Raw genomic sequence first — 26301 nt, 5'->3', positions numbered from 1 at the left:
CCGGTGGCTTCCGCTCCGGCGGCGGCGACCGCCCGTACGGCCGCCGCGACGACAACCGCCCCTCCGGCTCCGGCTCGACCGGCTCCTTCGGTGGCCGCCGCGACGACAAGCCCCGCTGGAAGCGCAACGGCTGAACCGGCCACCGGCCATTGAGCTGACGGCCTGACAGGGCCCCCCACGACACCGTCGTGGGGGCCCTGTTGTGCGTTTTGTGAGCCGCGCCGGGCCCGGTCAGCCGATACTCGATCGGCTGACCGTTCGTCTGCGGCTATGCTCTGGGGTGAGCACGTGAGGGCCATTAGCTCAATTGGCAGAGCAGCGGACTTTTAATCCGTTGGTTGTCGGTTCGAGTCCGACATGGCCTACCGCTCCAAGGGCAGGGGGAACACCCTCTGACCTGCCACTGAGCGCCCCGCCCGGCTTCGGCCGGGTGGGGCGCTCAGTCGTTTCCCGAGGGCGTCCCACGTCTCCGGGGGCCGTTCCCGGCGTGCAGGCGGTCCTGCGGGCCGGTGGCGGGGAGCCGGTGCACGTGGTCCGGGGGCCCGACGCACGGCGGGACGGGGCCTCCCGTGCGGTACCCGCCGCCGCTCGGCGGTTCAGGGAGCGAGCCGCTGCATGTTCGCCCGGACGACGGCGGTCTGCGTCTTGAACTGCTCGATTTCCGAGCCGTGCTCAGCGATCATCTTTTCTTGCAGGGAAGTCTCCACTGCTTTCCATTCGATGAGCAGACGCGAGGAGTTCTTGCACCGCACGTCGGCCACGGCGACGTTCTTTTCCTTCTCCCCGATCGCAGGTCCTGCGAACTTCGGGTCATTGCTGGCGGAGAAGGGCTCGGCCGGATAGTTGAAATCTGCTTCTTTCATGCACTCGGACCATTGGGAAAGTGCCGACTTCACCCGGCCGTCCGCAAGCGACTTGTCGAAGGATTCCTGGTCGAGGTTCTGGATCGGCTGGGGATTGCCCGGCGTGTCCGAGGTTTTGTAGCCCAGGGCTTCCTTTGCGCGGCCGGCGCAGCCGCCGGGCGGCACGGTCATTCCGTTCTGGTCTTTTCCGCCATTGCCGAGTTCACCGGGAACAGAACTTCCGCCATTGAGGGTGAAGGACTCCGCGGGCGTGAGATCCTTCTCCGGCTCCGGTGCCCGATGCGCGGCGGGTACGCGATATCCGCGCTGCGCCGCCAGCTTTGAGTCGGTGATTCCGTATCGGCGCTCGTTGTGCACGCTGACCGCGGGCTGCGGAATCGGGGGCAGGGAGAAGGAAGCGTGACCGAACTCCTTCATGCAGGCCGTCGTGCGCTCGCGCAGCAGCTCGGACAGCTTGTGTCCTTCGAACTCGTCGAGCATGTAGCTGTCGAGCGGGAGCGGCAGCGCGACAGGCGCGACTGGCGTGCCGGGACTGCCGGCCGCAGGGGTCGCCGGTGCGCCGCCCGCCTCCCCGGGGCTGTCCTGTACGTCGCAGCCCGCCACGAGGAGGCCGGCGCCGAGCGCTGCGAACACGGCCACGCTGCGGGTTCTTCTCATCATCTGCTGCCATTCATGTATCGCCGGCCGTCACACAAACCGATGGGATTCCCCGCATTGCGGGAAATCCCATCACCTGCCGATCCGGATCAGCAGTTGCCGCTCTCGTAGAAAACGCTGGAAGCGTTGTTGTTCTTCAGGGTGCTGTTCAGGTTGGCGCGGCTCCACGGCGCGATCTCCTGACGGGGACCCTGCTGGTTGGAGTTGTAGTACACGAAATGCGGGTTGTAGTCGCTGAAGTTCGCCGCGGAGGCCGCATTGTTCTTCAGGTTCATTCCGGCGCCGGCGCCGGGGCCTATGAACGTGAAGTTGGCGTGGTTGTAACCCCAGCAGTCGTCGATGTCGACCAGGGCGCCGCCGAGGTTGGAGTTGTAGTAGAAGCAGGTGTCCCGCTTCTCGCACTTGCCGTCGCCGCTGGCCGATGCGCTGGGTGCGAGTGCGAGAACCGAAGCCAGGGAAACTCCAATGGCAGCCATCGCCGTGAGCTTCTTCAAGATGACCCTCCAGGGCACATAAAGTCTGCGTTAACGGAGAAAACCTACATCAAGAGTTGATCTTGCGGAAGCTGCCTTTCCGCCTTCGGGTTCCACGACCCGCCCGGGCCCCGGGGGTGCTCACGAGCGGGCCCCGTCGACCTGGCGGACCCGGAATTTCCACCCGACGCTCGCCTCGCCTTCGGCGGCGGGTTCCTGCCCCCGCTCCGCCCTGTCGCGGGCCGGCGCAAGCCGGCTTTCTGGGCTCTCGCACGCCTCTGACCTGTGGTGATGTCGATTCTGGAGGTGGCGGGAGGGTTAATTGGCGCGAGCCCTCCCCGCGATGACGTAGAGTTGTGTTTACCGACGCGGGGTGGAGCAGCTCGGTAGCTCGCTGGGCTCATAACCCAGAGGTCGCAGGTTCAAATCCTGTCCCCGCTACTCAGTACGAAGGCCCGGTTCCCCTTGGGAGCCGGGCCTTCGTCGTTCCCTCCTCTCTTTCCCTTCCCTCCCCTCCCACCCCTCGGCCTTCGCCCCTCACCCGATCGCCCCGACCGGGTCGCCGTACGTTCCCCCCGCCGCCAGCCTGGAGGGGCGAGCGGAGGCGGCCCGCACCCGCGCGAGCGACCGGGCAGGAGAGCGCGTGTTGGGGCTGGGGCGGCAGGAGGGCGGCGACGAGGACCCGGGCGGCACCGGCAACGGTGCGGCCCGCAAGGTGGTCCGCGCCCTCCCGGCCGTGCTGATCGCAGGCGGACTGGCCTTCGACCTGCTGACCCCGCCCAGCTACACCGGATCCCCCTTCTTCTCCGCGGCCCCGCTGATCGCCGCCCCGCTGTCCTCCCTGCGCGTCACGGTCCTCACCGGTGTGCTCGCCTCGCTCGCGGTGGTCCTGCTCCACCTCCTCAACGGCACCACCTGGAAGGTCGAGGCGCTGACCGAGCTGGTCACCGTCATGACCGTCTCCGGGCTCGCGATCCTGACCAACCGGGTCGTCCGGCGCAGCGGCGAGCGGCTCGCCTCGGCGCGCGGGATCGCCGAGGCCGTCCAGCGCGCCGTCCTGCCCGAGCCCGCCGAGCGCATCGCCGGCCTGCACGTCTGCGCCCGGTACGAGGCCGCGCAGGCCGACGCCTTCATCGGCGGTGACCTGTACGCCGTCCAGGACACCCCGTACGGAGTGCGGCTGGCGGTGGGGGACGTACGGGGCAAGGGGCTGGGGGCGGTGGAGGCCGTGGCCGTGGTCCTCGGCGCCTTCCGGGAGGCGGCGGAGACGGAACCCACCCTGGAGGGCCTGGCCCGGAGACTGGAACGGGCACTGACCCGCGAGGGCACCCGGCGCGACAGCCTGGACGCGGTGGAAGGGTTCACCACCTGCGTGCTCGGCGAGATCCCGGCGGACGCGCAGGTGCTGCGCCTGGTGAACCGGGGCCATCCCGAGCCGCTGCTGCTGCACGCCGACGGGCGGCTGGCGGTCCTCGCCCCGGCGGAGCCCGCGCTGCCGCTCGGCATGGGGGAGCTGGGAGCGGCCTGGCCGGACCGTGCCGAGGAGTGGCCCTTCCCCGCCGGTGCCACCCTGCTCCTGTACACGGACGGGCTGACCGAGGCGCGGGACGCGGCGGGGGTCTTCTACGATCCGGCGGCCCGGCTGAGCGGCCGCGTCTTCCCCGGTCCCGACGAGTTGCTCGGTGCGCTCAGCAGCGACGTACGCCGGCACACGGGCGGCGGGGCGACGGACGACATGGCGCTGCTCGCGGTGGGCCGGCCGGAGGAGGGGGAGCCGGAGCGCCGCCGTACCGTCCCCGTGGTCGCTCCGTGACGGTGTGTGATGGAAGTGGTGTGCGCTGAAAGGTTTATGACGGACAGTCAAGATGTGCGGGTGGCCGGGTAGATGTGGATCTTGCTTGAGATTTGCCCGAGTTGATCCGCTTGTGCGGTTTTAGTCATGGCCAAGGCTGCGCGGTACGTGGCTGATTACTGCCACCGATCCATCGCAACAGCTTGGAATCACTCCCCTGCGTATATTACCGTTCGATAACGCAGCGCGGTTGTCCCAGCCGTCGCAAGAGACGGCGCCGTGCGCGTGCGTGTCCCCCTGAGGAGTGTGGCCCGGTGGCCTCCAACTCGCCTGCCCCCGAAGGCATAGAGCTCCAGGAAACGCCGACCGCCGGCGCCTGGGGTGAGTGGAACCCCACCGAGGACTCGGCCCGCCCGCCGCGCGGCAAGCACCGGGTCGCCAAGCAGCGCGGGGGACTTGCCCGCAGCTCCACCGTGCTCGGCGTCGGCGTCATCGCGGCCGTCGGTGCCGGCGGTATCGCCACCGCGCAGGACCGGCCCCAAGTCGCCATTTCCATGCCCTCGTTGCCCGACTTCGGCATGGGCGGCGGCGTGGGCGACGGGCAGCGGCACGCGCAGGCCGAAGGCCTCGTGGCGGACACCGGGGCTTCCGCCGAGCAGACCGGGATCATCGCGCAGCAGACGAGCCGGCACGCCGACGCGGGCGCCACCCTGGTGGGCCGCATCCTCCAGCAGGCCGAGTCCCAGGAGACCGCCGCCGAGGCCGGGGCCCGGGCGGCGGCCGAGCGGGAGGCGCAGGCGGCGGCCGCCGCGGAGGCCAAGGCCAAGCGGGAGGCCGCCGAGAAGGAGGCGGAGGACGCCCGCCTGGCCGCCGAGAAGGTGGCGAAGGAAGCCAAGGAAGCCAAGGAGGCGAAGGAGGCCGCCGACGCCAAGGCCGAGCAGGAACGCCTCACGAAGGTCTCCGGCAGCTACTCCCTCCCCACCTCCGCCTACACCCTCACCTCGCACTACGGCGACTCCGGTTCCATGTGGTCCTCCGGCCACCACACCGGCCTCGACTTCGCAGCTCCGACCGGCACCCCCGCCAAGGCCGTCGCCGCCGGGAAGATCACCTCGGCCGGCTGGTCGGGGGCGTACGGCTACCGGATCGTGCTGGAGCTGGAGGACGGTACGGAGATCTGGTACTGTCACCTGTCCTCGATGTCGGTGACGTCCGGCTCGGTCGGCGCCGGCGACACCATCGGCCGCGTGGGCGCCACCGGCAACGTCACCGGCCCCCATCTCCACCTGGAAGTACGCAGGGGCGGCTCGACGATGGACCCCCTGGCGTGGCTGGAGTCCAAGGGCCTGAACGTCTAGCCCGCGGTACGAGCGGTACGAAGACCCGCTCCAGGGGCTCCAGGGGCGCAAGGGGCGCCGGCCGGGTCGGAAGAAGCTCCTCCAGTACCGCCGCCCGGGCCAGCGCGGGCCCCGCCGTCGCCTTGCGCAGCCACAGCCGGCGCAGCAACTCCCGCTCCCGGCAGGCGAAATCCGGCACCCCCGCCGGGCCCCCGTGCCGCGCCCCGTGCCGCAGCAGGGCCAGTGCCGCCGCGTCCGCCTCGTACCGGGCGACGGCCCGGCCCGCAGCCCGGCCGCCGGTTGACCGGGCCAGCGTGCGGGCCAGCGACCGGGCCGGCATCGACACCAGCGCCGGCACCTCCGCCGGGCGCAGCCAGCCCGCGGCCGCGTACACCGCCAGCTCCCCCGCAACGGCCCTCAGCCGGCGCCGCCTTATGCGCACGGCCAGCCACAGCAGCAGGGCGAAGACCGGGACCATCACGCAGCCGTAGACCACGGAGAACCCGTACTCCCCGAGACGCGACGAGCTGTTCCACAGCGCGTGCAGACCCATCGCGGCCAGCAGCCCGAGCAGCGGCAGCCCGATCCGGCGCACCCGGCCCGCTCCGAGCGCGGCGGCTCCGAACCCGAGCCCGGTGAGCACCGTGAACAGCGGGTGCGCGAACGGCGAGACCACGATCCGCACGAAGAAGGTCGCGGCCGTCACCGAGTCCAGCGGGGCGGCGCCGCTCTCCACGTCCTCTCCGAAGGCGTTGCCGAGGTAGAGGACGTTCTCGGTGCAGGCGAAGCCGGTGGCGGTGAACCCGGCCACCACGAACCCGTCGGCGGGGCCGGTGAACTGGCGTCTGCGGAAGGCGAACACCAGCAGCAGGGCCGCCGCCTTGGCGCTCTCCTCGACCACCGGGGCGATCGCCACCGAACCGAGCCGGTCGGCGGCCGAGGCGTCGGCGGTGGCCGCCGTTATCCACTCGGTGGCGAAGTTGTTCGCCAGTATCGCGATCAGGGCCGCGGTACAGGCGCCCCAGCCGAAGCAGAACAGCAACTGCGCCCAGGGGCGGGGCGCGGCCCGGCCGAGCCACCGGAAGGCCGCCATGAGGGGCGGCACCGGCAGCACGGCCAGCCCGAGGCCGACGAAGAACCCCGCGGTACCGGTCTGCTCCCGCACGAGTTCGAGGATCGCCAGCCCCGACAGCGACAGCACGGCGAACACGCACGCACGGACGCCGCGGACAGCAGGGAGCGCTCGGAACACACGATGACTCTAGCGAGCCGCTCTGACACGCGGCGTGACGTACGCGGTTTCTCTACTCGTTCGGGGAAGCGTGGCCCCGGCGCGCGAAGAGGAGATCGTGCACGACGTGCCCCTTGTCGAGGCCCTGCCCCTCGAAGCGGGTGAGCGGCCGGAACCCGGGCCGCGGCGCGTAGCCGCCGTCCGCCTGGGTGTTCTCGAACCGCGGGTGCGCCGTGAGCACTTCGAGCATCTGCTCGGCGTACGGCTCCCAGTCGGTCGCGCAGTGCAGCACGGCCCCGGGGGCGAGGCGGGTCGCGGCCAGGTCGAGGAACTCGGGCTGGATCAGCCGCCGCTTGTGGTGACGGGCCTTCGGCCACGGGTCCGGGAAGTACACGCGCAGGCCGGCGAGGGAGTCGGGCGGCAGCATCTCACGGAGCAGGATGATGGCGTCGCCGTTGGCGACACGGACGTTGGTCATCCCGCCGCGCTCGGCGAGCGCGAGCAGGTTCCCCTGGCCGGGGGTGTGCACGTCGGCGGCGAGGATGCCGGTCGAGGGGTCGGCGGCGGCCATCTGCGCGGTGGCCTCGCCCATCCCGAAACCGATCTCCAGCACGACGGGCAGCCCGCCGAACATCTCGTCGAGGTCGATGACGGAACGCCCGTCGATGTCGAGCCCCCAGGTCCCCCAGAGCCGCTTCAGGGCTTCGCCCTGCCCGGTGGTGACCCGGCTGCGCCGCGGCTGGAAGCTGCGGATCCGCCGCTCGTGGTGCGAACCGGCCGGATCGGGGGCGGGCCCGTCGGGAAACCGGGGCTCGGTCCGCCACTTCGGGGGCACGTAGGAATTCGCCTCCGGCACGGTCTCCGGGGCGCTGGGCTGGGGGGTGAGGGACTCAGACACAATGCCCCGATTCTACGACCCCGCCCCGGCCCCCCGCCCAGGCGCCGCCCAGGCGCCGCCCGGACGTCGCCCCCGGCCCCCGCCCCGGTCTCCCGCCCCGGTCTCTCGCCCCGGCCCCGCCCCGGCGGCTATGCCGTGCGGAGCGTCGTCAGGGCCCGCCGGGCGATTTCCCGCCCGATCGGCAGCGAAGCGGTGGCGGCCGGCGAGGGCGCGTTCAGGACGTGCACCGTCCGCGGCCCCTCCTTGATCAGGAAGTCGTCCACCAGGGTCCCGTCCCGCAGCACGGCCTGCGCCCGGACCCCGGACCCCGCCGGAGCCAGATCCGCCGCCGAGACCGCCGGCAGCAGCCTCCGTACGGCGTCCGTGAACGCCTGCTTCGACAGCGAGCGGTGGATCTCGCCCACCCCGTACCGCCAGTGGCGCCGGGCCATCCGCCAGGATCCCGGCCAGGCCAGCTCGTCCGCGATGTCCTGCGGCCGGACCACGCCCCACCCGTACCCCTCGCGCGCCAGCGCCGGCACCGCGTTCGGCCCGACGTGGACCCCGCCCCCGATGCCCCGCGTCAGGTGCACGCCGAGGAAGGGGAACGCCGGATCCGGCACCGGGTAGACCAGCCCGCGGACCAGATCGGGCCGCGCCAAGTCGTAGTACTCGCCGCGGAACGGCACGATCCGCATGCCCGGGTCGTCCCCGGCGAGCCGCGCGACCCGGTCGCACTGCAGGCCTGCGCAGTTCACCAGCACCCGGGACCGCACCACGAGCCCCGCCGTCGTCCGCACGGCGATACCGCCCGGCCGCCGCGAGATCAGATCCACCGCCCCGCCGTAGACGATCTCCGCCCCGGAGGACTCCGCGAGCCGGCGGGCCACCTGCCCGTAGTCCACGATCCCGGTCGTGCCGACGTGGATCGCGGCCAGGCCCTCGACCTGCGGCTCGTACTCCGAGATCTGCGCCGGGCCCAGCTCGCGCACCGGGATGCCGTTCTCCCGGCCCCGCTGCACCAGCGCGTGCAGCCGCGGCAGCTCGTCCCGCCCGGTGGCCACGATCAGCTTCCCGGTCACCTCGTGGGCGATGTCGTGCTCGGCGCAGAACTTGACCATCTCGGCGGCCCCGCGGACCGCGAAGCGCGCCTTGAGCGATCCGGGCCGGTAGTAGATGCCGCTGTGGATCACCCCGCTGTTGCGACCCGTCTGGTGCCGGGCGGGACCGGACTCCTTCTCCAGCACCACCACCCGCGTCCCCGGAGCGAGCTGGGCCAGGGCGTGCGCCGTCGACAGGCCGACGATGCCACCGCCGATCACCAGCACATCGCAGTCGACCCTGCCCGCGCCGCCCATGCCGCCCATGCCGCCCGCGCCGCCCTTGCTGCCCACGCCGCGCACGCCTCCCGCACCGCTCACGCTTCCCGCGCCGCCCATGCCGCCGCCCAAGCCGCCACCTCCCACCCCTGCATACTGCACCCCGCCACTGACAATGCGGCCACGCGGGTCCGTACCCGCGGCACCCGGCGGCCCTCCGCCCGTGCCGCCGGGCGGCTCTACGCCTGCGCCACCAGCAGCGGCCGTGCCCGCTCCCGCAGCTCCGCCACGCGCGGCTCGTCCCCGTACGGTTCGAGCCGGTGCAGCAGGTCCCGTACGTACTCGGTGGTGCGCGCCGAGGAGATCCGGCCCGCGACCTCCACCGCCCGGGTGCCGGCCGCGCACGCCGCGTCGAGGTTGCCCGACTCCAGCTCCGCCACCGCGCTCACCACCAGCCGCAGCCCGTGCGAGCGCACGTACTCCTCCGTCGGGCGGGACAGCGCCTGCTCCGTGAAGCGCCGGACCTGACGCGGCAGCTTGAGGTCCCGGTAGCACTCGGCCGCGTCCGCCGCGAAGCGGTCGTACGAGTAGAAACCGAGCCAGGTCGGATCCGGGTCGCCCTCGCGCGCCCGCTCCAGCCAGCCCTCCGCCGCCCGCAGCGCCGCCCCGGCCGCCGCCGGATCGCCCGCCTTCGCGTGCGCCCGCGCCTCGACGAGCCGGAAGAAGCTCATGGTGCGCGCCGTGGCCAGGCCGCGGTTGCGCTCCACGGCCGCCTGCGCGAGGTCCACGCCCTCGTCGGGGAAGTCCCGGTACGTGGCCTGGAGCGACATGGAGGCCAGCACGTATCCGCCCAGCGGTACGTCGGCGGCCGCGCGGGCCAGCCGCAGCGCCTGGATGTAGTAGCGCTGGGCTGCCTCCTGCTGGCCGGTGTCGAAGGCCATCCACCCGGCCAGCCGCGTCAGTTCGGCGGTCGCGCCGAACAGCGCGCGGCCCACGTCGTCGCTGTACGAGCCGAGCAGCAGCGGCGCCGCGTCGACCCGCAGGCACTCCGGCACCATCGAGGAACGCCAGTCCCCGCCGCCGTACTTGGAGTCCCAGCGGCGGGCGTCCTCGGCCGCCTCGCGCAGCTTGGTCACGTCGCTGTGGCCCACGCGCTGCGGAGCCGGGTCGTACGGCCCCAGGGCCGCGGCCGCCGCCGCGGGCACCTGCCCGGGCGGGGCGTGCGGCGTTTCACCCGAAGACTGCGCGGGCAGACCCGATGACGTGGACGACGGCGCGGACGCGGATGCGGACGCGGCGGAAGACGAGGACGAAGAGGGCATCGGCGCGGGCGAGGCCGCGCCCGCCACCGGCCGGCGCGACGCCACGGTTTCGCGGGACGCCACGGTTTCGCGGGACGGGGCCGCGGCTGCCCGGGACGGAGCGGCGGGCTCGCGCGCCACCGAACCGTCCGCCGGAGATATCAGCCAGCGCGAGGCGGGCGTCGCGTACGCGGACACCGCGAAGGAGCCGGCCAGCGACTGCCAGATCCCGCCACCGCCACCCGCGCCGCCCCTGCGGCCCGCGAGGTCCAGCCGGTACAGATCGGTGGCCGAGCGCACGGCCTCGCCCACGTCGCGCGGGAAGGCCAGGCCCACCTCGGGCGCGGGGTCCGCGTCCGCCAGCCCGATCTCGTGCAGCGGTACCGGACGCCCCAGCTTCGCGCCGATCGCGGCGGCGATCAGATGCGGGGCCGCGCCCTGGGGAACCATCCCCTTCGACACCCACCGGGCCACCGACGTCTTGTCGTAGCGGAGCGTCAGGCCGCGTTGTGCGCCGAGGTCGTTGACCCGCCGGGCCAGCCCGGCGTTGCTGATGCCCGCGAGGGCGAGGACGGCGCCGAGCTTCTCATTGGGCTCGCGGAGCTCCCTGGACATGCGCCACCCCTCGTCACACGCGGAACGCACACAACGCATACGCCGCCGGGGCATAGTTGCCCGGCATTTCGTAAACCCAGCGTAGTTCCCCGCCTCCCAAGCGTTAAGGCCCCGACTTCCCTATGGCGGGATTGTTGTCCGCCCGCACAGTCGGGGCCGGGTACGCGCCGCGGGCGCACGCCCCCTCCCGTGCTCCGTGCGTGTGGCCGTGCGCCCGCCCGTGCGCTCTGGCCGGTCAGCGGGCCCGGCGATTCGATGTGCCCTGCGTGGGTCGGCCCGCTGCGTGGATCCGGCGGGCCGGGGGATGCCGCCGCCTCAATCCCCGCGGGTGGCGGAACGGTCCGGGGAGCGAATCCCGCCCCCCGGACCGCGCCCGCGGGCCGGTGCGGCCGGACGCCCGAGGGCGTGCGGTGGCGCCGAGTACGGCCGCAGCGCGGCCGCAGTACGGCCGCAGCGCGGCCGCAGTACGGCCGCAGCGCGGCCGCAGTACGGCCGCAGCGCGGCCGCAGTACGGCCGCAGTGTGGCCGAAGAATGGCCGAAACCGACCTATGGGGCGGTGGGAACGGAACGCCAAATACCGCGTGACCGCGGCGTGTTCGTTTGCATGTGCGCCCTCCCAGGTCCCTCTCGCACGCCTGTCTCGTGGCAGCATGGACCCCGAGCCACCCGGGGTCCCGTCTGCCGCGCCCTCAGCGCTGACCACGACGTTCCCGCCCCGGTCAATTGCCCACGGGCTGGGGAGGCGGCGGTGCGCTGGTTGGTCGGCTGGAGCAGTATCGCCGCGAGCTTCGGCACGGCCGGCCGCGTGTCCGGTCAGGGCGGATCCGGCCCACGCGACCATCTGAGCGGCGGCCCGGTGACCGGCGGCCTCGCGGACGCCGACACCGCCCACCCGGACGACCCCGCCGCCGAGCGCACCGTCGTCCCCGTCGGCGCCCAGCTGCTCTGGGGAGACCCCGACCCCCTGTGGGCCGTCGGCGACTGGCGCCCCGACGAGATCCGCACCCTCGCCGCCGACCCCGCCGACCCCTTCACCCGGCTCGCCGTCCTCGGCTGCTGCGGCGCCACCGACGCCGAACTGCGCAGCGCGCTCCTCGCCGCCCGCGGCGGAGCCCTGCGCCACCTCACCCATTGGTCCGGCAGCTACACCGCCGTCGTCCAGACCGGCCGCCGCATCACCGTCGTCGGCGATCTCGCGGGCGCCCGGCCCGTGTTCTACACCCCCTGGGCGGGCGGGACCGCCTACGCCACCGCCGCGCTGCCGCTCGCCGACCTCATCGAGGCCCAGCTCGACATCGGCCACCTCGCGGCCCTGCTGGCCTGCCCCGACAGCCCGGAGGCACTGGGCGACGGCACACCGTACGTCGGCGTGCGGCGCATCCCGCCCGGGCACGCGCTGATCCTGCGCGAGGGCTCGCGCGAGATCACCGGGTACGAGCCGGTGGCCTCCCTCGCGGTGGCGGCGCCCACGGCCGATCCCGAGCGCGCGGTGGAGGGCGTGCGCGAAGCATTGGTGGATGCCGTGCGCGCCCGGCTCACGGCTCCGCGGCATGCCCCCGACACGCCGCCCCACGACCCCGGCCCGGTACCGGGAATGGGCCCCGCCGACCGGCGCGCGGCACGGGGCGCACCCGCGCCCGCGCCCGGCGTGGGCGCCGACCTCTCCGGAGGCAGCGCCTCCGCGACGCTCGCGCTCCTCGCCGCGGGCCTGCCCGGGGCACCCGGCACGGTGCTGAAGCAGTCCGGCGAACGGCTCCTCGCCGTCACCTTCAACGACCTCGCCACCCCCCAGGGCCGCGAGGCCGAACTCGAACGCGCCAGGGCCATCGCCGCGAACCCCCGGCTCCACCACGTGGTCGTGGCCGCCGCCGCGGAGGCCCTCCCGTACGCCGACCTCGACGGCCCCCTCACCGACGAACCCGGCCCCTCCCTGGTCACCGCCGCCCGCGAGCGGCGCCGGCTGGCGGCCGGCTCGGCCGACCACTTCGTCGGGCACGGAGCCCGCCAGGTCCTCGACGCGCATCCGGCCCGCCTCGCGGACCTCCTGATGGACCGCCGCAGACGCCACCTGCTGCGCCCGGTCGCCGCCCTGGCCCGTTCGGCGCCGGGCGACTCCGCCCTGTCCCTGCTGGTCCCGTTCTCCGTCTACTCGGCGGCCCGCCGCCTCGCCCGTACGCCGTACCGGGCGGGCATGGAAGCGGCGGCGGCCCGGCTGCGCGAAGGGGCCGTCGCGCAGGGCGCCCCGAACCCGGTGGACGCCTCGCTGGCGGCCCTGACCTGGTCCCGGCCCGGCCCGGCGGCGGGCTGGCTGACGGGGGAGGCACTGGCGGAAGTATCGATCCGTCTGGGCACCGCGGCGGGCCGCCCGCCCTTGTCCCTGCGCCCCGGCGAGGCCCGTGCCCGCGCCGCGCTGACCCGGCACGCGGCGGACCACCGCGTCTTCGAACAGGCGGTGGAGGTCCGCAGCCAGCGCCTGCACGCCCCGTTCCTGGACAACCAGGTCGTACGGGCGGCCCGCGCCCTCCCGGAATCCCTGCGGGTCCAGCCGGGCGCCCGGTCGGCGATCCTGCGCACCGTCCTCGCCTCGGCGGGCGTACGCGAACTCCCCCCGGGCTGGGGCGCCCCGACCCGCGCCCCGAACGAAACGGCGACGCGCCTGGGCCTGCGCGCGGCGCTCACGTCCCTCCTCGCGCTCTTCGCCTCCCCCCTGCTGGCGGACGCGGGCCTGATCGAGGGCCGGGTGGTTCAGCAGGCCCTCCTGGACGCGGCGGAGGGCCATCCGGTGCCGCTGGACGGCCTGGCGGAACTCGTCTCGATGGAACTCTGGCTGGGCCGCCTCCTGTCCCGCCGGGGCACGTGCTGGACGGGTACGTCCACCCCCCGCCGCAGAGCGGTCCCGGAAGGAGTCCCCACCCCCCGCGCGGCCCTCTCCTGACGGCCCGGCCCCGGCCCCGGCCCTCCCCGACGGGTGCCGCCCCGGCGGCGGCGCGGCACGCGCCCACCGGCAGCCCGCCGGCCGGGGTCCCGCCGGCCCGGGGTCCCGCCGGCCCGGGTCCCGCCGGCGCGCACCCGGCCCCGCCGGCGCCGCAGGCCCGACACCCCGCGAAAACCCCCCGGCACCCGCGGCGGCCACAGGGCAGAATTGCCCGGTGCGGTATCTCATCCTTGGCGTCACCGAGGCGCGCGACGAGACCGGCGCCCCCCTCCCCATCGGCGGCGCCCGCCTGCGCGCGCTCCTCGCCGCCCTCGCGTTCCGTGCCGGCGGCCCGGCCGCCGCCACCGTCGCCGACCTCGTCGACGACGTCTGGGGCGACGCCCCGCCGCAGGACGCCCCCGCCGCCCTCCACGCCCTCGTGGCCCGGCTCCGACGGGTCCTCGGCGGCCGGGACGCGGTCCCCGCAGACCCCGCCGGCGGCTACCGCCTCGCCGTCGCCGACCGCGACGACGTCGACCTCCACCGCTTCACCCGGCTCGCCCGCCAAGGCGCCCGGCAGCTGGCCGACGACCCCGACACCGCCGCCGCGACCCTGCACACCGCCCTCGCCCTCTGGCGCGGCCCCGCCTTCGCCGACCTCCCCGAGCCCGCCCGCACCGCCCACGCCGCCGGCCCCGAAGCCCACCGCGCATCCGCCCTCCGCGCCCGGATCGAGGCCGAGCTCCGCAGCGGGTCCGCCGACCCGGCGTCCCTCCTCCCGGAGATCGAGGCGCTGATCCGGGACCACCCGTACGACGAGCCCCTGCGCGCCCAGCAGCTCCGCGCCCTGCGCGCGTCGGGCCGCCCGGCCGACGCCCTCGCCGCGTACGAACGCACCCGCCACACCCTCGCGGAAGCCCTCGGCACCGACCCGGGCCCCGAACTCGCAGCCCTCCACGCGGAACTCCTGCGGCCCACGCCCGGACCCCCGGCGGCGTACCCCGCCCTCCCCGCCCTTCCCGAGCGCCCGGCGCATCCCGCCACCCCGGCGAGGGCGCCCGACGAAGGCCGGACGAACCCGCCGGCTCCCGTACCGCCTGTTCCCGTACCGGCGGCAGCCCCGCCCGCGTCGCCCCCCTCGCGCCCGGCACCCCCCGCCGAGCCCGCCGAGCCCGCCGGGCCCGTCCACCCGAAAGGGAACCTCCGGCCCCGGCTCACCTCCTTCGTCGGGCGGGAGCCCGAGCTCGCGGGGCTGCGCAGCGATCTGGCGCGGCTGCGGCTCGTCACGCTCACCGGGCCCGGCGGCTCCGGGAAGACCCGGCTCGCCGAACACGCGGCCGCCGACGACCCCGAACCCGGCTGGCTCGTCGAACTCGCCCGCCTCGACCAGCCCGCCGCCGTCCCCGGCGCCGTCCTCAGCGCCCTCGGCCTGCGCGAAAGCACCCTCATCGCCCGCGAGAAGGCCCCCGCCGACGACCCCACCGCCCAACTCGTCGAGCACTGCGCGAACCGCCGCCTGCTCCTCGTCCTGGACAACTGCGAGCACGTCATCGGCGCCGCCGCCGAGCTCGCCGAGGAGCTCCTCGCCCGCTGCCCCGGCGTCCGGATCCTGGCCACCAGCCGCGAACCCCTCGGCGTGCCCGGCGAAACCGTCCGCCCCCTCGACCCGCTGCCCGCCGACCCCGCGCACCGCCTCTTCGCCGACCGCGCCGCCGCCGTCCGCCCCGGCTTCACCCCCGCCGACGACCCGGCGGCCGTCGCCGAGATCTGCGCCCGCCTCGACGGGCTGCCGCTCGCCATCGAGCTGGCCGCGGCCCGGCTGCGCCTGCTCACTCCGCGTCAGATCGCCGACCGGCTCGACGACCGGTTCCGGCTCCTGACCGGCGGCGCCCGTACCGTACTGCCCCGCCAGCAGACCCTGCGCGCCGTCGTCGACTGGTCCTGGGACCTCCTCGACGAACCCGAGCGCACCGTCCTGCGCCGCCTCTCCGTCTTCGCCGGCGGCTGCGGCCTCGCCGCCGCCGAGGCCGTCTGCACGGACGACACCCTGGGCGTGGCCGACACCGGCGACGTCGCCGACGTGGCCGACGTCCTCGGCTCCCTCGTCGACAAGTCCCTCGTCGTCGCCGCCCCCGACCCCGCCGACGACACCGGCATGCGCTACCGCCTGCTGGAGACCATCCGCGAGTACGCCGCCGAACGCGCGGCCGCCCACCCCGCCGACCTCGGCGCCGCCGCCGACCGCCACGCCGCCCACTTCCTGGCCCTCGCCGAGGAGGCCGAGCCCTTCCTGCGCGGCGCCGCCCAACTGCCCTGGATCCGGCGCGTCGAGACCGAACTCGACAACCTCCGCGCCGCCCTCCTCCACGCCACCCGCCCCACCGGCGCCGCCGAGACCGGCCAGCGCCTCGTCCTCGCCCTCGGCTGGTTCTGGTGGCTGCGCGACTACCGCACCGAGGGTGCGGAATGGGCCGAGCGGGCCCTGGGACCGCACCCCGCCGAGCCGCCCGAGGGAACCCCCGAGTACTGGCGCTTCATGCGTACGCAGATGCTGCGCGCCCTCCTCCTCGCCGAGGGCCACGGGCCCGAGGAGTTCCGCACCCCGCAGAACGCCGCCCTCGCCGCACACCTCCAGCAGGTCTTCCGGGCCGGCGGCCGCGAGACCGCCCGCTTCCCCGGCATGCTCTGGCCGATGACCACCTTCCTCACCGGCGACCCCCTCGCCGTCCGCGACGGGCTCGACGAGACGGTCGACAACTGCCGTCGCCACGGCGAGGACTGGGAACTGGGCGTCGCCCTCATGCTCCGCACCCACATAGCCATCGACCTCATCGGCGGCCTCCCGTCCGTCGACGGCGACCTCGCCGAACTGCACGAGATCGCCCACCGGGTCGGCGATCGGTGGACCCGTGCCCAGGTGGCGAGCGCCGCCGGGGAGGTCGCGCTCTCCCGGGGCCGGTACGACTGGGCCCGCGCCGAGTACGCGGAGTGCCTGCGCCTCGCCCGCGAGGTCGGGGCCCACACCGAGGTGCCCTTCGCCATCGCCCGGATCGCCGAGGCCGCCCTGTGCACCGGGGACTACGACGAGGCCGAACAGCTGCTGGCGGAGGTCGCCCTCGAAGTCGAGCGCTTCGGCGGGGTGTACGACGTCCAGGCCTACGGCGGCCTGCTCGGAGCGCTCCTCGCCCTCATACGCGGGGACCTCGTGCGGGCCCGTACCGAGTGCGAGCTCGCCCGCGCCGCCTCGGCGAGGATCTCGGGGCCCCCGCAGCTCGCCGCCGGAATCGGCAACATCGACGCCGTCCTCACCGCCCGCGCCCGGGGCCCGCGGGCCGGTCTCGCCAAGCTGGCACCGGCCCTGGCCGACGCCGTCGCCGCGCACTGCGCGGAACGAATCCTGGCCTCGCTCACCGACAACGCGGCCGTTCTGCTGGCCGCCGCCGGGCGCACCGCAGAAGCCGTACGGGTGCTGGCGGCGGCCACCGCCTGGCGCGCGGGCCACCCGCGCTCGGTTCCGGAGGAGGCCGCCGTCGCCGGACTCCCGGACGAGACCCGTGCCGTACTCGGCGCCGACCGCTACACGGCGGAGGCGGCGGCGGGTGCGGAGCTCTCCCCCTCCGAGATCGTGGCCCTCGTCAGCAATGCGGCGGAAGCCGCGGAAGCCACCGGGACCACCCAGGTCACCGGCAGCTGATCACGGCGTCGGCCCAGCTCGCCAGGGTCGGCAGGCTGCCCTGCCCGGCCTGCTCCACCACCAGCCGCAGCGTCTTGTGCCCGGCCAGGGAGACGTCGACGGCCGCGGCGGGATCCCCGTACCCCAGCGCGTCCGACCGCCACAGCCGCCGGCCGTCGGCGTACACGGAGAACCGCACCGTGCCGTCGGTGAACAGCGACAGGTCGTCCACTCCGGCTCGCGCCGAGAACGCCGTGCACTGCCGGTTGAGGGTGATCTCCACCGAAGAACGGGAGTTCACGGTGATCCCCTGCGCGAACCGGCGGTCCGCGATGCGCAGCCCCCACCGCTGCCACACCCAGCTGCTCGCCCCGGTCTCCAGCTCGGGACCGCTGTGGTCGCCGAACGCCGCGTGGCGGAGTCCCGCCAGCCGGAACCCCTGGGGCTTCGGCACGGACGGTGACGGTGACGGCGACGGCCTGACCGGACTCGGTGCCGGCGAGGGCTTCGCCGAAGGCTTCGGCGCCGGGGAGGCGGGCGGGGCCGGAACAGGTGCCTGGGGCTTCGAGGGGGAGGGCGCCGGCGACGCGGGAGTCCTGCCCGGCTCGGAGGGTACGGAGCCCTGCGCGGCCGGCGGCTCCGCATCAGCCGGCGCCGCCGTCCGCGGAGGCGGTACGAGCGGCACCACGGGCGCCGCCACGCTCGGCGCGGGCTGCGCCGCGGGCCCCGGCTCGGGATCGTCTCCGGCCAGCGCGAACACCACCCCGGCGGCGGCCGCGACCGCGATCCCGGCGGCGATGGCGGCCTTGACCGGCAGCCCGAGCCCCTCGGAAGCCACCGCGCCCCCGACCCCGGACCCGGCACCACCACCGGCACCACCGGCAGCCCCGGCACCACCAGCTGCACCGGCAGTCCCGGCCCCCGCACCCGCCCCGGCCGTCGACCCGCCCGATGCCGCGGCGGCAGCCCCCGCGCCGCCTGCGGCGACGGCCCCTCCGGCCACCACACCGGCCGCCTTCGCCGCGTACCCGGCGGCGAACCACCCGATGACCGCGACCGGCAGCAGCGCGGGAATGCCCGCGTTGACGTCCTTGAGCTCCCCGGCGGCCAGCCGGCACTTCGCGCACTCCTCCAAGTGCTTGCGCAGCCCGCGCTCCGCCCGCATCCGCAGCCCGCCGCGGGCGTACGCCCCCAGCCGGTCCGCGTACCGCGCGCAGTCCCCGCCCGCACTGAGCGCCGAACTCACGTGTGCCTGCAGATAGGCCTGCTTGAGGCCCTCCCGGGCCCGGCCGGCCAGTACCGCCGTCGCATTGGCGCTGAGCCCGAACAACGGCGCGATCGCGCTCGGCGAGGCGTCCTCCACGGTGGTGTGCCACAGCACGGCCTGCCACCGCTCGGGCAGGCTGCGGAACGCCTGCATCGCCAGCGACTGCTCCGCCTCGCGCATCGCCCGGACTTCCGCGCCCAGTTCGAGGGTGTCGTCTCCCGACAGGCCGGACATACCGCCGCCGACCTCGGTCCCCGCGGCCGCCTGCTCGGCGAACACCGCGAAGTCATCGACGAGATGCTCCCGCCGCGAGGTCTTCGCCCAGGCCGCCGCGACCCGGCGCACCGTGGTCAGCAGGTACGCCCGCACCGACTGGTCCGGACCGGCTCCGCCCCGCACCGCCTGGAGCGTCCGCGCGAACACCTCGGCGGTCAGGTCGTCGGCCGTGTGCGCGTCGCGGCAGCAGGTCCGCGCGTAGCGCCGTACGGAATCCGCGTGCCGGAGGAACAGCTCCTCGTAGGCACCGTCGTCGCCCCCGCGCATCCGGGCGATCAGGTCACCGTCGGACGGGGGCAGATCGGCACCGGAATAGCCTGCCGCCGCGTGCCGTCCGCGGCGCGGTTCGCGCTGTGCCGGGACCTGGCGTGCGGCCGGGCTCTCCGCCTCGACTTCGCCGCCGGCACCCCCGAGCGGCTCTTCCCGACCGTCAACGCCCATCGCGGAAGCCCCCGCACGCCACACTCAACCGGTACACCGTTCAAGCGTGTCACACGGGGGGCGCGCGCCGGACCCGTCTTCCCGCCATCCACTCGTCCGGGCAGCATCCGGTGAACCCCCGTACCGCCCCTCACCCTTTCGAGCGAGTTGCCGTTCGACGACCCGTTCGAGGAACGGGTCGTCGAACCCGGCGGCTACCGCACGACGAAGCGGTCAGGCCCTCAGACCTTCAGGCCCTCAGACTCTCCGGCTCTCAGACCTTCCGGCCCCCAGACCCTCCGGCCCTCAGACCTTCCGGCCCCCAGACCCTTCGGCCCTCAGACCCTCCGGCCCTCAGACCGTCCGGGACCGCAGACCTTCGAGCAGGATGTCGAGCAGCCGCGACGAAGCCGCCGCCTGCTGCGCCGCGTCGGGCAGGGCCGGAGCCGCCGTGGCTATCACCAGCAGCACATCGGCCACCGTGACGTCGCCGCGAAGCTCGCCGGCCTCCCGGGCGCGGTCCACCAGCCGGCCGACCACTTCGAGCAGCGCACCCGCGCCGGCGTCCTCGGAGGGCTCGTCCTCCAGGGGAGTGCGCGCGCCCACGACCCGCAGGTCGGGAGCACCGCCCGTCACTCCGGCCTGGCGCTGGTGCGGAACCCGCGCCGCCGCCTCCTCCTCGACGCCGTCCTCGCTCGCCGACCCGACCCGCAGCACCTGCGGCGGCAGCAGCCGCCCGGCGCCCGAGGCCACGGAGGTCCGCAGGAAGCGCGACAGCGCCTGCCACGGCTCCTCCTCCTGGCCCAGCGCTGCCGTGGCCTGCTCGGTCAGCCGGGCGGTCTCCTCCTCGGCTATGCGGCGGACCAGGACGTCCTTGCTCGGGAAGCGCCGGTACACGGTGCCGACGCCGACGCGCGCGCGTCGCGCCACGTCCTCCATCGGAGCCCCGTAGCCCAGCTCGCCGAAGACCTCGCGGGCCGCGCGCAACACGTGTTCGAGGTTGCGCTGGGCGTCGACGCGCAGGGGCGTGGAGCGGCCCACGCCGTGCGTCGTGGCACCCGTCATCAGGCGGCCGCCGCTCTCGGTCGAGAGCGCGGTCGCAGAACCATGGAAATCGGAAATATGCATATGTATCCCCCGGTAATCATTTGTCTCCCCCCGGAGACACTCCCCGCCTTCGTGTCGAGGTGGGCCACGGTCATGTGGGCCCCGGTCTTACTCCTCGACGAGATACGAACATAGTTGAGCCAGAGTCAATTCAGAAGAGGCAGCCCCGGACGGACCACCGCCCGATCGGAGCATTCACCCCCACTTTTCCGATCCAAGCCCCCGGAATCACCCACTCCGCACCCCCTGACCTGCGGAACTCCACCCCCACTCAAGCCACCCGGCAGCCCCGTACCGGCACCCCCTCCGGTCACACAATGTGTCAGGGCTGTGGACAAACTCCCGGCCACGTTGCGTCATGGGATGGTGAAGGCTGCTAACTCCCGGGGCGCGGCCCCCGGTACCCCGCCCCGTACGCGCATCCTCGTCGTCGGCGGCGGTTACGTCGGCATGTACACGGCCCTCCGGCTCCAGCGAAAGCTCAGAGCCGGCGAAGCCGAGGTCACGGTGGTCAGCGCCGAGCCCTACATGACGTACCAGCCCTTCCTCCCCGAGGCGGCTGCCGGCTCCATCTCCCCGCGCCACGTCGTCGTACCGCTGCGCCGCATCCTCGACAAGTGCCGCATCGTCATCGGTGAGGCCCAGCGCATCGACCACGCCAAGCGGACCGCGACCGTCGCCACCCTCGCCACCGAGGACGAGGGAACCGGCGCCATGGAGATCGAGTACGACGAACTCGTCCTCGCCCCCGGATCGGTCTCCCGCACCCTGCCCATCCCGGGACTCGCCGAGTACGCCATCGGATTCAAGACCGTGGAAGAGGCCATCGGCCTGCGCAACCACGTCATCGAACAGATGGACATCGCCTCCTCCACCCGCGACCCGGCCCTCCGCGACGCCGCCCTCACCTTCGTCTTCGTCGGCGGCGGCTACGCGGGCGTCGAGGCCCTCGGCGAACTGGAGGACATGGCCCGCTACGCGGCCCGGTACTACCACAACATCAAGCCCGGGGACATGAAGTGGGTCCTGGTCGAGGCCAGCGACCACATCCTCCCCGAGGTCGGCCCCGAACTCGGCGTCTACACGATCCGCGAACTGCGCCGCCGGGGCATCGACGTACGCCTGGAGACCCGGCTCGAATCCTGCGAGAACCGCGTCGCCGTCCTCAGCGACGGCGCCCGCTTCCCCACCCGTACCGTCGTGTGGACCGCAGGCGTCAAACCGCACCCGATCCTCGCCGCCTCCGACCTCCCGCGCACCGAACGCGGCCGCCTCACCTGCACCGCCTTCCTCACCGTCGACGGAGTCGAACACGCCTGGTCCGCCGGCGACGCCGCCGCCGTCCCCGACATCACCGCCAAAGAGGACGGCCGCGAATGCGCCCCCAACGCGCAGCACGCCGTCCGCCAGGCCAAGGTCCTCGCCGACAACCTGGTGGCCTCGCTGCGCGGCGAGCTCCTGACCGAGTACGCGCACAAGTACGTGGGCTCCGTGGCCTCCCTCGGCCTCCACAAGGGCGTCGCCCTCCTCTACGGCCGCAAGCTCAAGGCCTACCCCGCCTGGCTGATGCACCGCACCTACCACCTCAGCCGGATCCCCACCTTCAACCGCAAAATGCGCGTGCTCGCCGAATGGACCCTCTCGGGCCTCTTCAAACGTGAGATCGTCTCCCTCGGCTCCCTCGAACACCCCAGGGCAGAATTCGAACTCGCCGCAGGACACGGCCACAAATTCCCACCGCCCCCGCCCGCCCCCAACCCCCCGAAGGACAGCCAGGGCTGACGTTGTCAGTGCGGTCGGCCACACTGGACGTGTGACCATAGGTGGGCCCACGCCTGCACACAGTGACATTCACGGCACCGCGACCACTTGCGACACCACGAGGCTTGAACGCAGTGAACTTCACGCGCTGGAGCGCCCGTTTTCCCGGAACGCAGCGCCGCGCCGCCGCCCGGTCCGAGCACGCCGCCGCCCAGGCCAAACGGGGTGAGGGCGCCGTCCCGGCAGCCCGCGGCGCCGCCGCCCGCCCGGCCACGGCGCCGGACGGCGGACCCGTCGACCCCGCCGCCCCCACGGTCTCCGGCACGGGAACGGCCGGAGGCCCGGGCAGCGGCGGCGAAGCCGGCAGCGGAGTCCTCGCCGCCGTGCCCTCTCTCGACGAGCTCTCCGTACGGGAGGTCCTCGGCCGGCTCCCCGCCCTCGTCGCCCTCGTCCACGGCCCCGAACACCGCGTCGCCTACGTCAACGACGCCTACACCGCCGGCTTCGGCCCCCGCCCCGCCGGCGCACCCGCCCACGAGGCCCTCCCCGAGCTCGGCGAGCTCGGCCTGCTGCCGCTCCTCGACCAGGTCCAGCGCAGCGGCAAGCCCCGTACCGCCAAGAACCGCACCGCACCCGGCGGCACCAGCTCGTACACCGTCACCTGCACCCCCGTCGAGTTCCCCAAGGCCGCCACCGAAGGCGACACCGACCCCCGGCACACCGGGGTCCTGATCCACCTCGCCGACGTCAGCGACCACGCCGAGGCCGTCGAGCGGCTGCGGGCCAGCGAGCGCCGCCAGCGCGAGGCCGCCGTCACCCTCCAGCGGTCCCTCCTCCCGCAGGAACTCGAACAGCCCGACGACCTCCGCATCGCCGCCACCTACCAGCCCGGCGGCACCGAGGCCGCCGTCGGCGGCGACTGGTACGACGTCATCACCCTCGGCGCGGGCCGCACCGCCCTCGTCATCGGCGACGTCATGGGCCGCGGCGTCCGCGCCGCCGCCGTCATGGGCCAGCTGCGCACCGCCGTCCGCGCCTACGCCCGCCTCGACCTGCCCCCGCACGAGGTGCTCCAGCTCCTCGACGGCCTCGCCGCCGAGATCGACGCCAGCCAGATCGCCACCTGCGTCTACGCCGTCCACGACCCCAACGAGGGCCTGCTCGCGTACGCCTCCGCCGGCCACCTCCCGATCCTCGTCCGCGACGAGGACGGCACCGTGCGCCGCGCGGCCGACCCCACCGGCCCGCCGCTGGGCACCGGCGGCTGGCTGCACACCTCCGGCACCATCGCCCTGGGCCCCGGATCCACCGCCGTCCTCTATACCGACGGCCTCGTCGAACGGCGCGGCGAGGACATCGACGAGGGCGTGGCCGCCCTGGAACGCGCCCTATCCGGCGCCCAGGGCACCCCGGCGGTCATCTGCGACCGCCTGATGCGCGCTCTCGGAGTCGACGCCGACCACGACGACGACGTCGCCGTCATGGTCCTCCAGCAGCCGAGCCGCACCGGAGCCGACGCCGAGCTCTTCCACAACGCCGCCCTGGAACTCCTCGGGGGAGTCGAGGCCGCCCCGCGCGCCCGCGCCTTCGCCTCCGGGGTCCTCGCCTCCTGGCGCTTCCCGGTCGAACTGTGCGACCTCGGCGTCCTGGCCGCCAGCGAGCTCGTCGCGAACTCGCTCCAGCACGGCACCCCGCCCATGCGGTTGCGCCTGCGCCGCACCGACCGCCGCCTGATCATCGAGGTCACCGACGGCGACGACCACCTTCCGCGCCGCCGCCGCGCCGAACCGGCCGACGAGACCGGCCGCGGCATCTCGATCGTCGCGACCATCGCCTCCTCCTGGGGTTCGCGCCGCACCCCGGGCGGCGGCAAGGCCGTCTGGTGCGAGTTCGCCCTGCCGGACAAGCAGCCGTAGGCGCGTAGGCGCGTAGGCGCGTACGCCGGCAGGCACGTACGCCCGTACGTACGCAGGCACGACGAAGGCCCCGGTCAGCCGACCGGGGCCTTCGCCCTGCTGCACGCCCGAGGGCGCCCGTACGGTTACGCGCCGACGGGCTGGCCGACCTCGGAGCCCGCCTTCGCGCCCTGCGCGACGACCCGGCTGCCCAGCAGCGACGGCTTGTCCTGCACCGGGCTCAGCTGCTTGCCCAGCCGCAGCGCCAGCCACGCGATCCCCAGCGAGACCACGACGAACACCCCGATGTAGAGCATCGGCACACCCGCACCCAGCGGCACGCCCAGCGGCCCCAGGGCCAGCGCCATCTGCTTGACCAGCGCGAAGGCCGAGTTGTACTGGCCCACCGAACCCTCCGGCGCCAGGTCGGCCACCAGCGGGGCCAGGGTCGGCGACAGCATCGCCTCGCCGATGCCGAAGAGCGCGTACGTGGTGATGAACGCGGCGGCGGCCATCATCGCGCTGCCGTGCCCCAGCCCCGAGAACCCGGCGATGACCCACGCCACGGTCCAGATCAGGCCGACCAGCGCGATCACACGGGACCGGCGGCGCTTCTCGACCAGCTTCAGCACGACGAACTGCGCCACGACGATCGCACCGGTGTTGGCGGCCAGCGCGAAGCCGAGGGTCGACGGGGAGATCCCGGCGGCCTCGGTGCCGAAGGCGGCGAGACCGGACTCGAACTGCCCGTAGCAGGCGAAGAAGATCACGAAGCCCAGCACCAGCAGCTTGACCATGGCCTTGTGCTCGAGCAGCCGCTTCCACGCGCCGCCGGACCGGGACTCGTCCCGCGGCACGGCGTCCTTGATGCTCGGCGCGTGCGGCAGGCGCACGGTGAGGATGACCCCGGCCAGGACCAGGAACATCACGGCCTCGATGCCGAACAGCAGGGTGAAGCTGGCGGGCCGGCTCTCGTCGACGATCTGGCCGCCGATGAGGCCGCCGATGCCCAGACCCAGGTTCTGCATGAAGAACTGGAGCGCGAAGGCACGCGTACGGGTGCTCGGCGTCGAGCACCACACGATCATCGTGGCCAGGGCGGGCTGCATGACGGCCTGCCCGGCGCCGAGCGCCAGGGCGGACAGCAGGATCGGCACGATGCCGGTGGACAGCCCGAGCGCCAGGGCACCGGCCGAGGCGGCGACGGCCGCACCGATGACCACGGGGACGGGACCTCGGCGGTCGATGACCCGACCGGTGAGGGGAAGTGCGACCAGGGCACTCACGGCGAAGGCCACGAACGCACTCGTGGCCGCCATGGAACCCAGACCCCGCACCTGCGCCACGTAGATGTAGAGGAACGGAACCGTGAAACCGATGCCGAACGCGGTCAACGCGTTGCCGGCCTGGATCCGCCGCATCGCAGCGCCCATCACCCTGGTCACTTCTCACCGCCTTTGAGAACTGAAGCCCGAAGACTTCATACCTAAACTTCGATCCTTAACTCTACACATCGAAGGAGTTAGATGCCAACGGGCCCGTGCGATACTTCGGACCATGGGTGACACCCCCGACGGCACCGCGCCCGTCCACGAGCCGAGCCTCGACGAGCAGATCGCCGTCTATCAGCGCGAGTTCCAGGACCTCGATCCGCAGGTCGAGAAGGTGGTCTCGGCACTGAGCCGGCTGAACCGCCGCATGAACGTCGCGTACGGACGCCAGACCGCCGCCCTGGGCATCAGCAACGCGGAGTGGGAGGTCCTCAAGGCCCTCGTCATCTCCGGAGCCCCGTACCGGATGGGCCCGAGCGAGCTCGCGAAGCAGCTGGGCCTCACGCCGGCGGCGATGACCCACCGGATCGACCGGATGACGGGGGAGGGACTGGTGACGCGGGAGCGGGACGAGTCCAACCGGGTCCGCGTGATCGTGGAGCTCACGGACGAGGGCCGCAGCAAGTGGCTCGACGCGATGAGGGCGGCCACGGTCTTCGAGGAGGACCTCCTCCAGGACCTCTCCACGGCGGAACGCGGAGTGTTGGGCGACATGCTCGCCCGGCTCCTGGACCGGGTCGAAGACCTCCAGTCGCCGAGCTGACCGCCACTTGAGCTGCGGGGTTGACACGGGTCCTGCGGGTCCGTAAGGTTCTTCGAGTTGTCCCAGAGCCGGAAGGTTTTGGCGACGACACATCCCGCCGCCTCGTTGCGGCACCCAACTCAGCACGATCTCCCACCGGGAACGAATTCGGCATGCCCGAATTAATTTCCGAAGGCCGATTATGAATCGGCCGGGAAATCCACTAGAGTTCTGGGAGTCGGAAGGGCCCAACAGCCCGGAAGACAAACCCCGCTGACCGGGGGTCAGGCCCGAAAGGATCTGATAGAGTCGGAAACGCAAGAACGAAGAACGAAAGCCCGGAGGAAAGCCCGCGAGGGTGAGTACAAAGGAAGCGTCCGTTCCTTGAGAACTCAACAGCGTGCCAAAAATCAACGCCAGAAGTTGATACCCCGTCCACTTCGGTGGAT

General features: G+C 73.7%; 16 protein-coding genes and 2 tRNA genes. 9 read left to right on the top strand and 9 right to left on the bottom strand.

Features of this window, described 5'->3' with window-relative positions; translation table 11 throughout:
- Positions 1-292: 292 nt before the first annotated feature.
- Positions 293-365: transfer RNA gene (locus ACFYXV_RS15070), tRNA-Lys, on the top strand.
- 231 nt (positions 366-596) lie between these two features.
- Here ACFYXV_RS15070 and ACFYXV_RS15065 read toward each other — a convergent pair.
- Both ACFYXV_RS15065 and ACFYXV_RS15060 read right to left on the bottom strand, forming a co-directional pair.
- On the bottom strand, positions 597-1502 hold the full coding sequence (locus ACFYXV_RS15065; protein WP_389383086.1) for a hypothetical protein: 906 nt from the start codon (positions 1500-1502) through the stop codon (positions 597-599).
- A 107-nt stretch (positions 1503-1609) separates the two neighbouring features.
- Positions 1610-1996 (bottom strand): hypothetical protein, encoded by a 387-nt coding sequence (locus ACFYXV_RS15060; RefSeq protein ID WP_389383085.1) that lies wholly within the window; start codon positions 1994-1996, stop codon positions 1610-1612.
- A 364-nt stretch (positions 1997-2360) separates the two neighbouring features.
- On the opposite strand from ACFYXV_RS15060, the gene ACFYXV_RS15055 reads away from it, so the two are divergent.
- The 3 genes from ACFYXV_RS15055 (at position 2361) to ACFYXV_RS15045 (ending at position 5143) form a co-directional block, all read left to right on the top strand.
- Positions 2361-2434 (top strand) — tRNA-Met (locus tag ACFYXV_RS15055).
- A 211-nt stretch (positions 2435-2645) separates the two neighbouring features.
- On the top strand, positions 2646-3806 hold the full coding sequence (locus ACFYXV_RS15050; RefSeq protein ID WP_385471117.1) for a PP2C family protein-serine/threonine phosphatase: 1161 nt from the start codon (positions 2646-2648) through the stop codon (positions 3804-3806).
- 293 nt (positions 3807-4099) lie between these two features.
- Complete coding sequence (locus tag ACFYXV_RS15045) at positions 4100-5143, top strand: M23 family metallopeptidase (protein ID WP_389383083.1); 1044 nt, start codon at positions 4100-4102, stop codon at positions 5141-5143.
- Here ACFYXV_RS15045 and ACFYXV_RS15040 read toward each other — a convergent pair.
- From ACFYXV_RS15040 to ACFYXV_RS15025, 4 genes are all read right to left on the bottom strand, one after another.
- Positions 5052-6374 (bottom strand): PrsW family intramembrane metalloprotease, encoded by a 1323-nt coding sequence (locus ACFYXV_RS15040; RefSeq protein ID WP_385471056.1) that lies wholly within the window; start codon positions 6372-6374, stop codon positions 5052-5054. The two genes, ACFYXV_RS15045 and ACFYXV_RS15040, sit on opposite strands and share 92 nt — an antisense overlap.
- A gap of 52 nt (positions 6375-6426) precedes the next feature.
- Positions 6427-7209, bottom strand: coding sequence for a tRNA (guanosine(46)-N7)-methyltransferase TrmB (gene trmB / locus ACFYXV_RS15035; protein ID WP_359176126.1), 783 nt, complete (start codon positions 7207-7209; stop codon positions 6427-6429).
- A 170-nt stretch (positions 7210-7379) separates the two neighbouring features.
- A complete protein-coding gene (gene lhgO, locus ACFYXV_RS15030) occupies positions 7380-8597 on the bottom strand; it encodes an L-2-hydroxyglutarate oxidase (RefSeq protein ID WP_389383313.1) in 1218 nt (405 codons plus the stop codon).
- A 191-nt stretch (positions 8598-8788) separates the two neighbouring features.
- The gene (locus ACFYXV_RS15025) at positions 8789-10465 is read right to left on the bottom strand and encodes a sporulation protein (RefSeq protein ID WP_389383081.1); all 1677 of its coding nucleotides are present in this window, start codon (positions 10463-10465) and stop codon (positions 8789-8791) included.
- Between the two features lie 749 nt (positions 10466-11214).
- Here ACFYXV_RS15025 and ACFYXV_RS15020 point away from each other — a divergent pair.
- Both ACFYXV_RS15020 and ACFYXV_RS15015 read left to right on the top strand, forming a co-directional pair.
- Entirely contained in the window at positions 11215-13401 is a 2187-nt protein-coding gene (locus ACFYXV_RS15020) for an asparagine synthase-related protein (protein ID WP_389383080.1), read from the top strand.
- A gap of 214 nt (positions 13402-13615) precedes the next feature.
- The gene (locus tag ACFYXV_RS15015) at positions 13616-17074 is read left to right on the top strand and encodes a BTAD domain-containing putative transcriptional regulator (protein ID WP_389383078.1); all 3459 of its coding nucleotides are present in this window, start codon (positions 13616-13618) and stop codon (positions 17072-17074) included.
- Here the strand turns inward: ACFYXV_RS15015 and ACFYXV_RS15010 are convergent.
- Together ACFYXV_RS15010 and ACFYXV_RS15005 are read right to left on the bottom strand one after the other, a co-directional pair.
- Positions 17061-19037 (bottom strand): sigma-70 family RNA polymerase sigma factor, encoded by a 1977-nt coding sequence (locus ACFYXV_RS15010; protein WP_389383076.1) that lies wholly within the window; start codon positions 19035-19037, stop codon positions 17061-17063. The genes ACFYXV_RS15015 and ACFYXV_RS15010 overlap by 14 nt on opposite strands.
- A 333-nt stretch (positions 19038-19370) precedes the next feature.
- Positions 19371-20144, bottom strand: a complete 774-nt coding sequence (locus tag ACFYXV_RS15005; RefSeq protein ID WP_385477231.1) for a TetR/AcrR family transcriptional regulator — start codon at positions 20142-20144, stop codon at positions 19371-19373.
- A gap of 342 nt (positions 20145-20486) precedes the next feature.
- Between ACFYXV_RS15005 and ACFYXV_RS15000 the strand changes: the two genes are divergently transcribed.
- Together ACFYXV_RS15000 and ACFYXV_RS14995 are read left to right on the top strand one after the other, a co-directional pair.
- On the top strand, positions 20487-21905 hold the full coding sequence (locus ACFYXV_RS15000) for an NAD(P)/FAD-dependent oxidoreductase (RefSeq protein WP_383350758.1): 1419 nt from the start codon (positions 20487-20489) through the stop codon (positions 21903-21905).
- Between the two features lie 113 nt (positions 21906-22018).
- Positions 22019-23800, top strand: a complete 1782-nt coding sequence (locus ACFYXV_RS14995) for a SpoIIE family protein phosphatase (protein WP_389383311.1) — start codon at positions 22019-22021, stop codon at positions 23798-23800.
- Positions 23801-23925: 125 nt separating this feature from the next.
- Here the strand turns inward: ACFYXV_RS14995 and ACFYXV_RS14990 are convergent, their stop codons facing one another.
- The gene (locus ACFYXV_RS14990) at positions 23926-25212 is read right to left on the bottom strand and encodes an MFS transporter (protein ID WP_389383074.1); all 1287 of its coding nucleotides are present in this window, start codon (positions 25210-25212) and stop codon (positions 23926-23928) included.
- A gap of 124 nt (positions 25213-25336) precedes the next feature.
- On the opposite strand from ACFYXV_RS14990, the gene ACFYXV_RS14985 reads away from it, so the two are divergent.
- Positions 25337-25873 carry a MarR family winged helix-turn-helix transcriptional regulator gene (locus ACFYXV_RS14985; RefSeq protein ID WP_385477226.1) on the top strand — a complete coding sequence of 179 codons (537 nt, stop codon included), beginning with the start codon at positions 25337-25339 and terminating at the stop codon, positions 25871-25873.
- Positions 25874-26301: the final 428 nt, after the last annotated feature.

Source organism: Streptomyces sp. NPDC002181 (genome assembly GCF_042890485.1).
Taxonomy (GTDB): domain Bacteria; phylum Actinomycetota; class Actinomycetes; order Streptomycetales; family Streptomycetaceae; genus Streptomyces.
This window is presented reverse-complemented; position numbering and strand designations above follow the sequence as displayed.

Excerpts from the sequence above, each read along its gene's own strand:
- ACFYXV_RS15025 (WP_389383081.1), bottom strand. The coding sequence starts at position 10,465 with ATGTCCAGGGAGCTCCGCGAGCCCAATGAGAAGCTCGGCGCCGTCCTC.
- ACFYXV_RS15010 (WP_389383076.1), bottom strand. The coding sequence starts at position 19,037 with ATGGGCGTTGACGGTCGGGAAGAGCCGCTCGGGGGTGCCGGCGGCGAA.
- ACFYXV_RS15000 (WP_383350758.1), top strand. The coding sequence starts at position 20,487 with ATGGTGAAGGCTGCTAACTCCCGGGGCGCGGCCCCCGGTACCCCGCCC.
- lhgO (WP_389383313.1), bottom strand. The coding sequence starts at position 8,597 with ATGGGCGGCATGGGCGGCGCGGGCAGGGTCGACTGCGATGTGCTGGTG.
- ACFYXV_RS14985 (WP_385477226.1), top strand. The coding sequence starts at position 25,337 with ATGGGTGACACCCCCGACGGCACCGCGCCCGTCCACGAGCCGAGCCTC.
- ACFYXV_RS15005 (WP_385477231.1), bottom strand. The coding sequence starts at position 20,144 with ATGCATATTTCCGATTTCCATGGTTCTGCGACCGCGCTCTCGACCGAG.
- ACFYXV_RS15060 (WP_389383085.1), bottom strand. The coding sequence starts at position 1,996 with ATGGCTGCCATTGGAGTTTCCCTGGCTTCGGTTCTCGCACTCGCACCC.
- ACFYXV_RS14990 (WP_389383074.1), bottom strand. The coding sequence starts at position 25,212 with ATGGGCGCTGCGATGCGGCGGATCCAGGCCGGCAACGCGTTGACCGCG.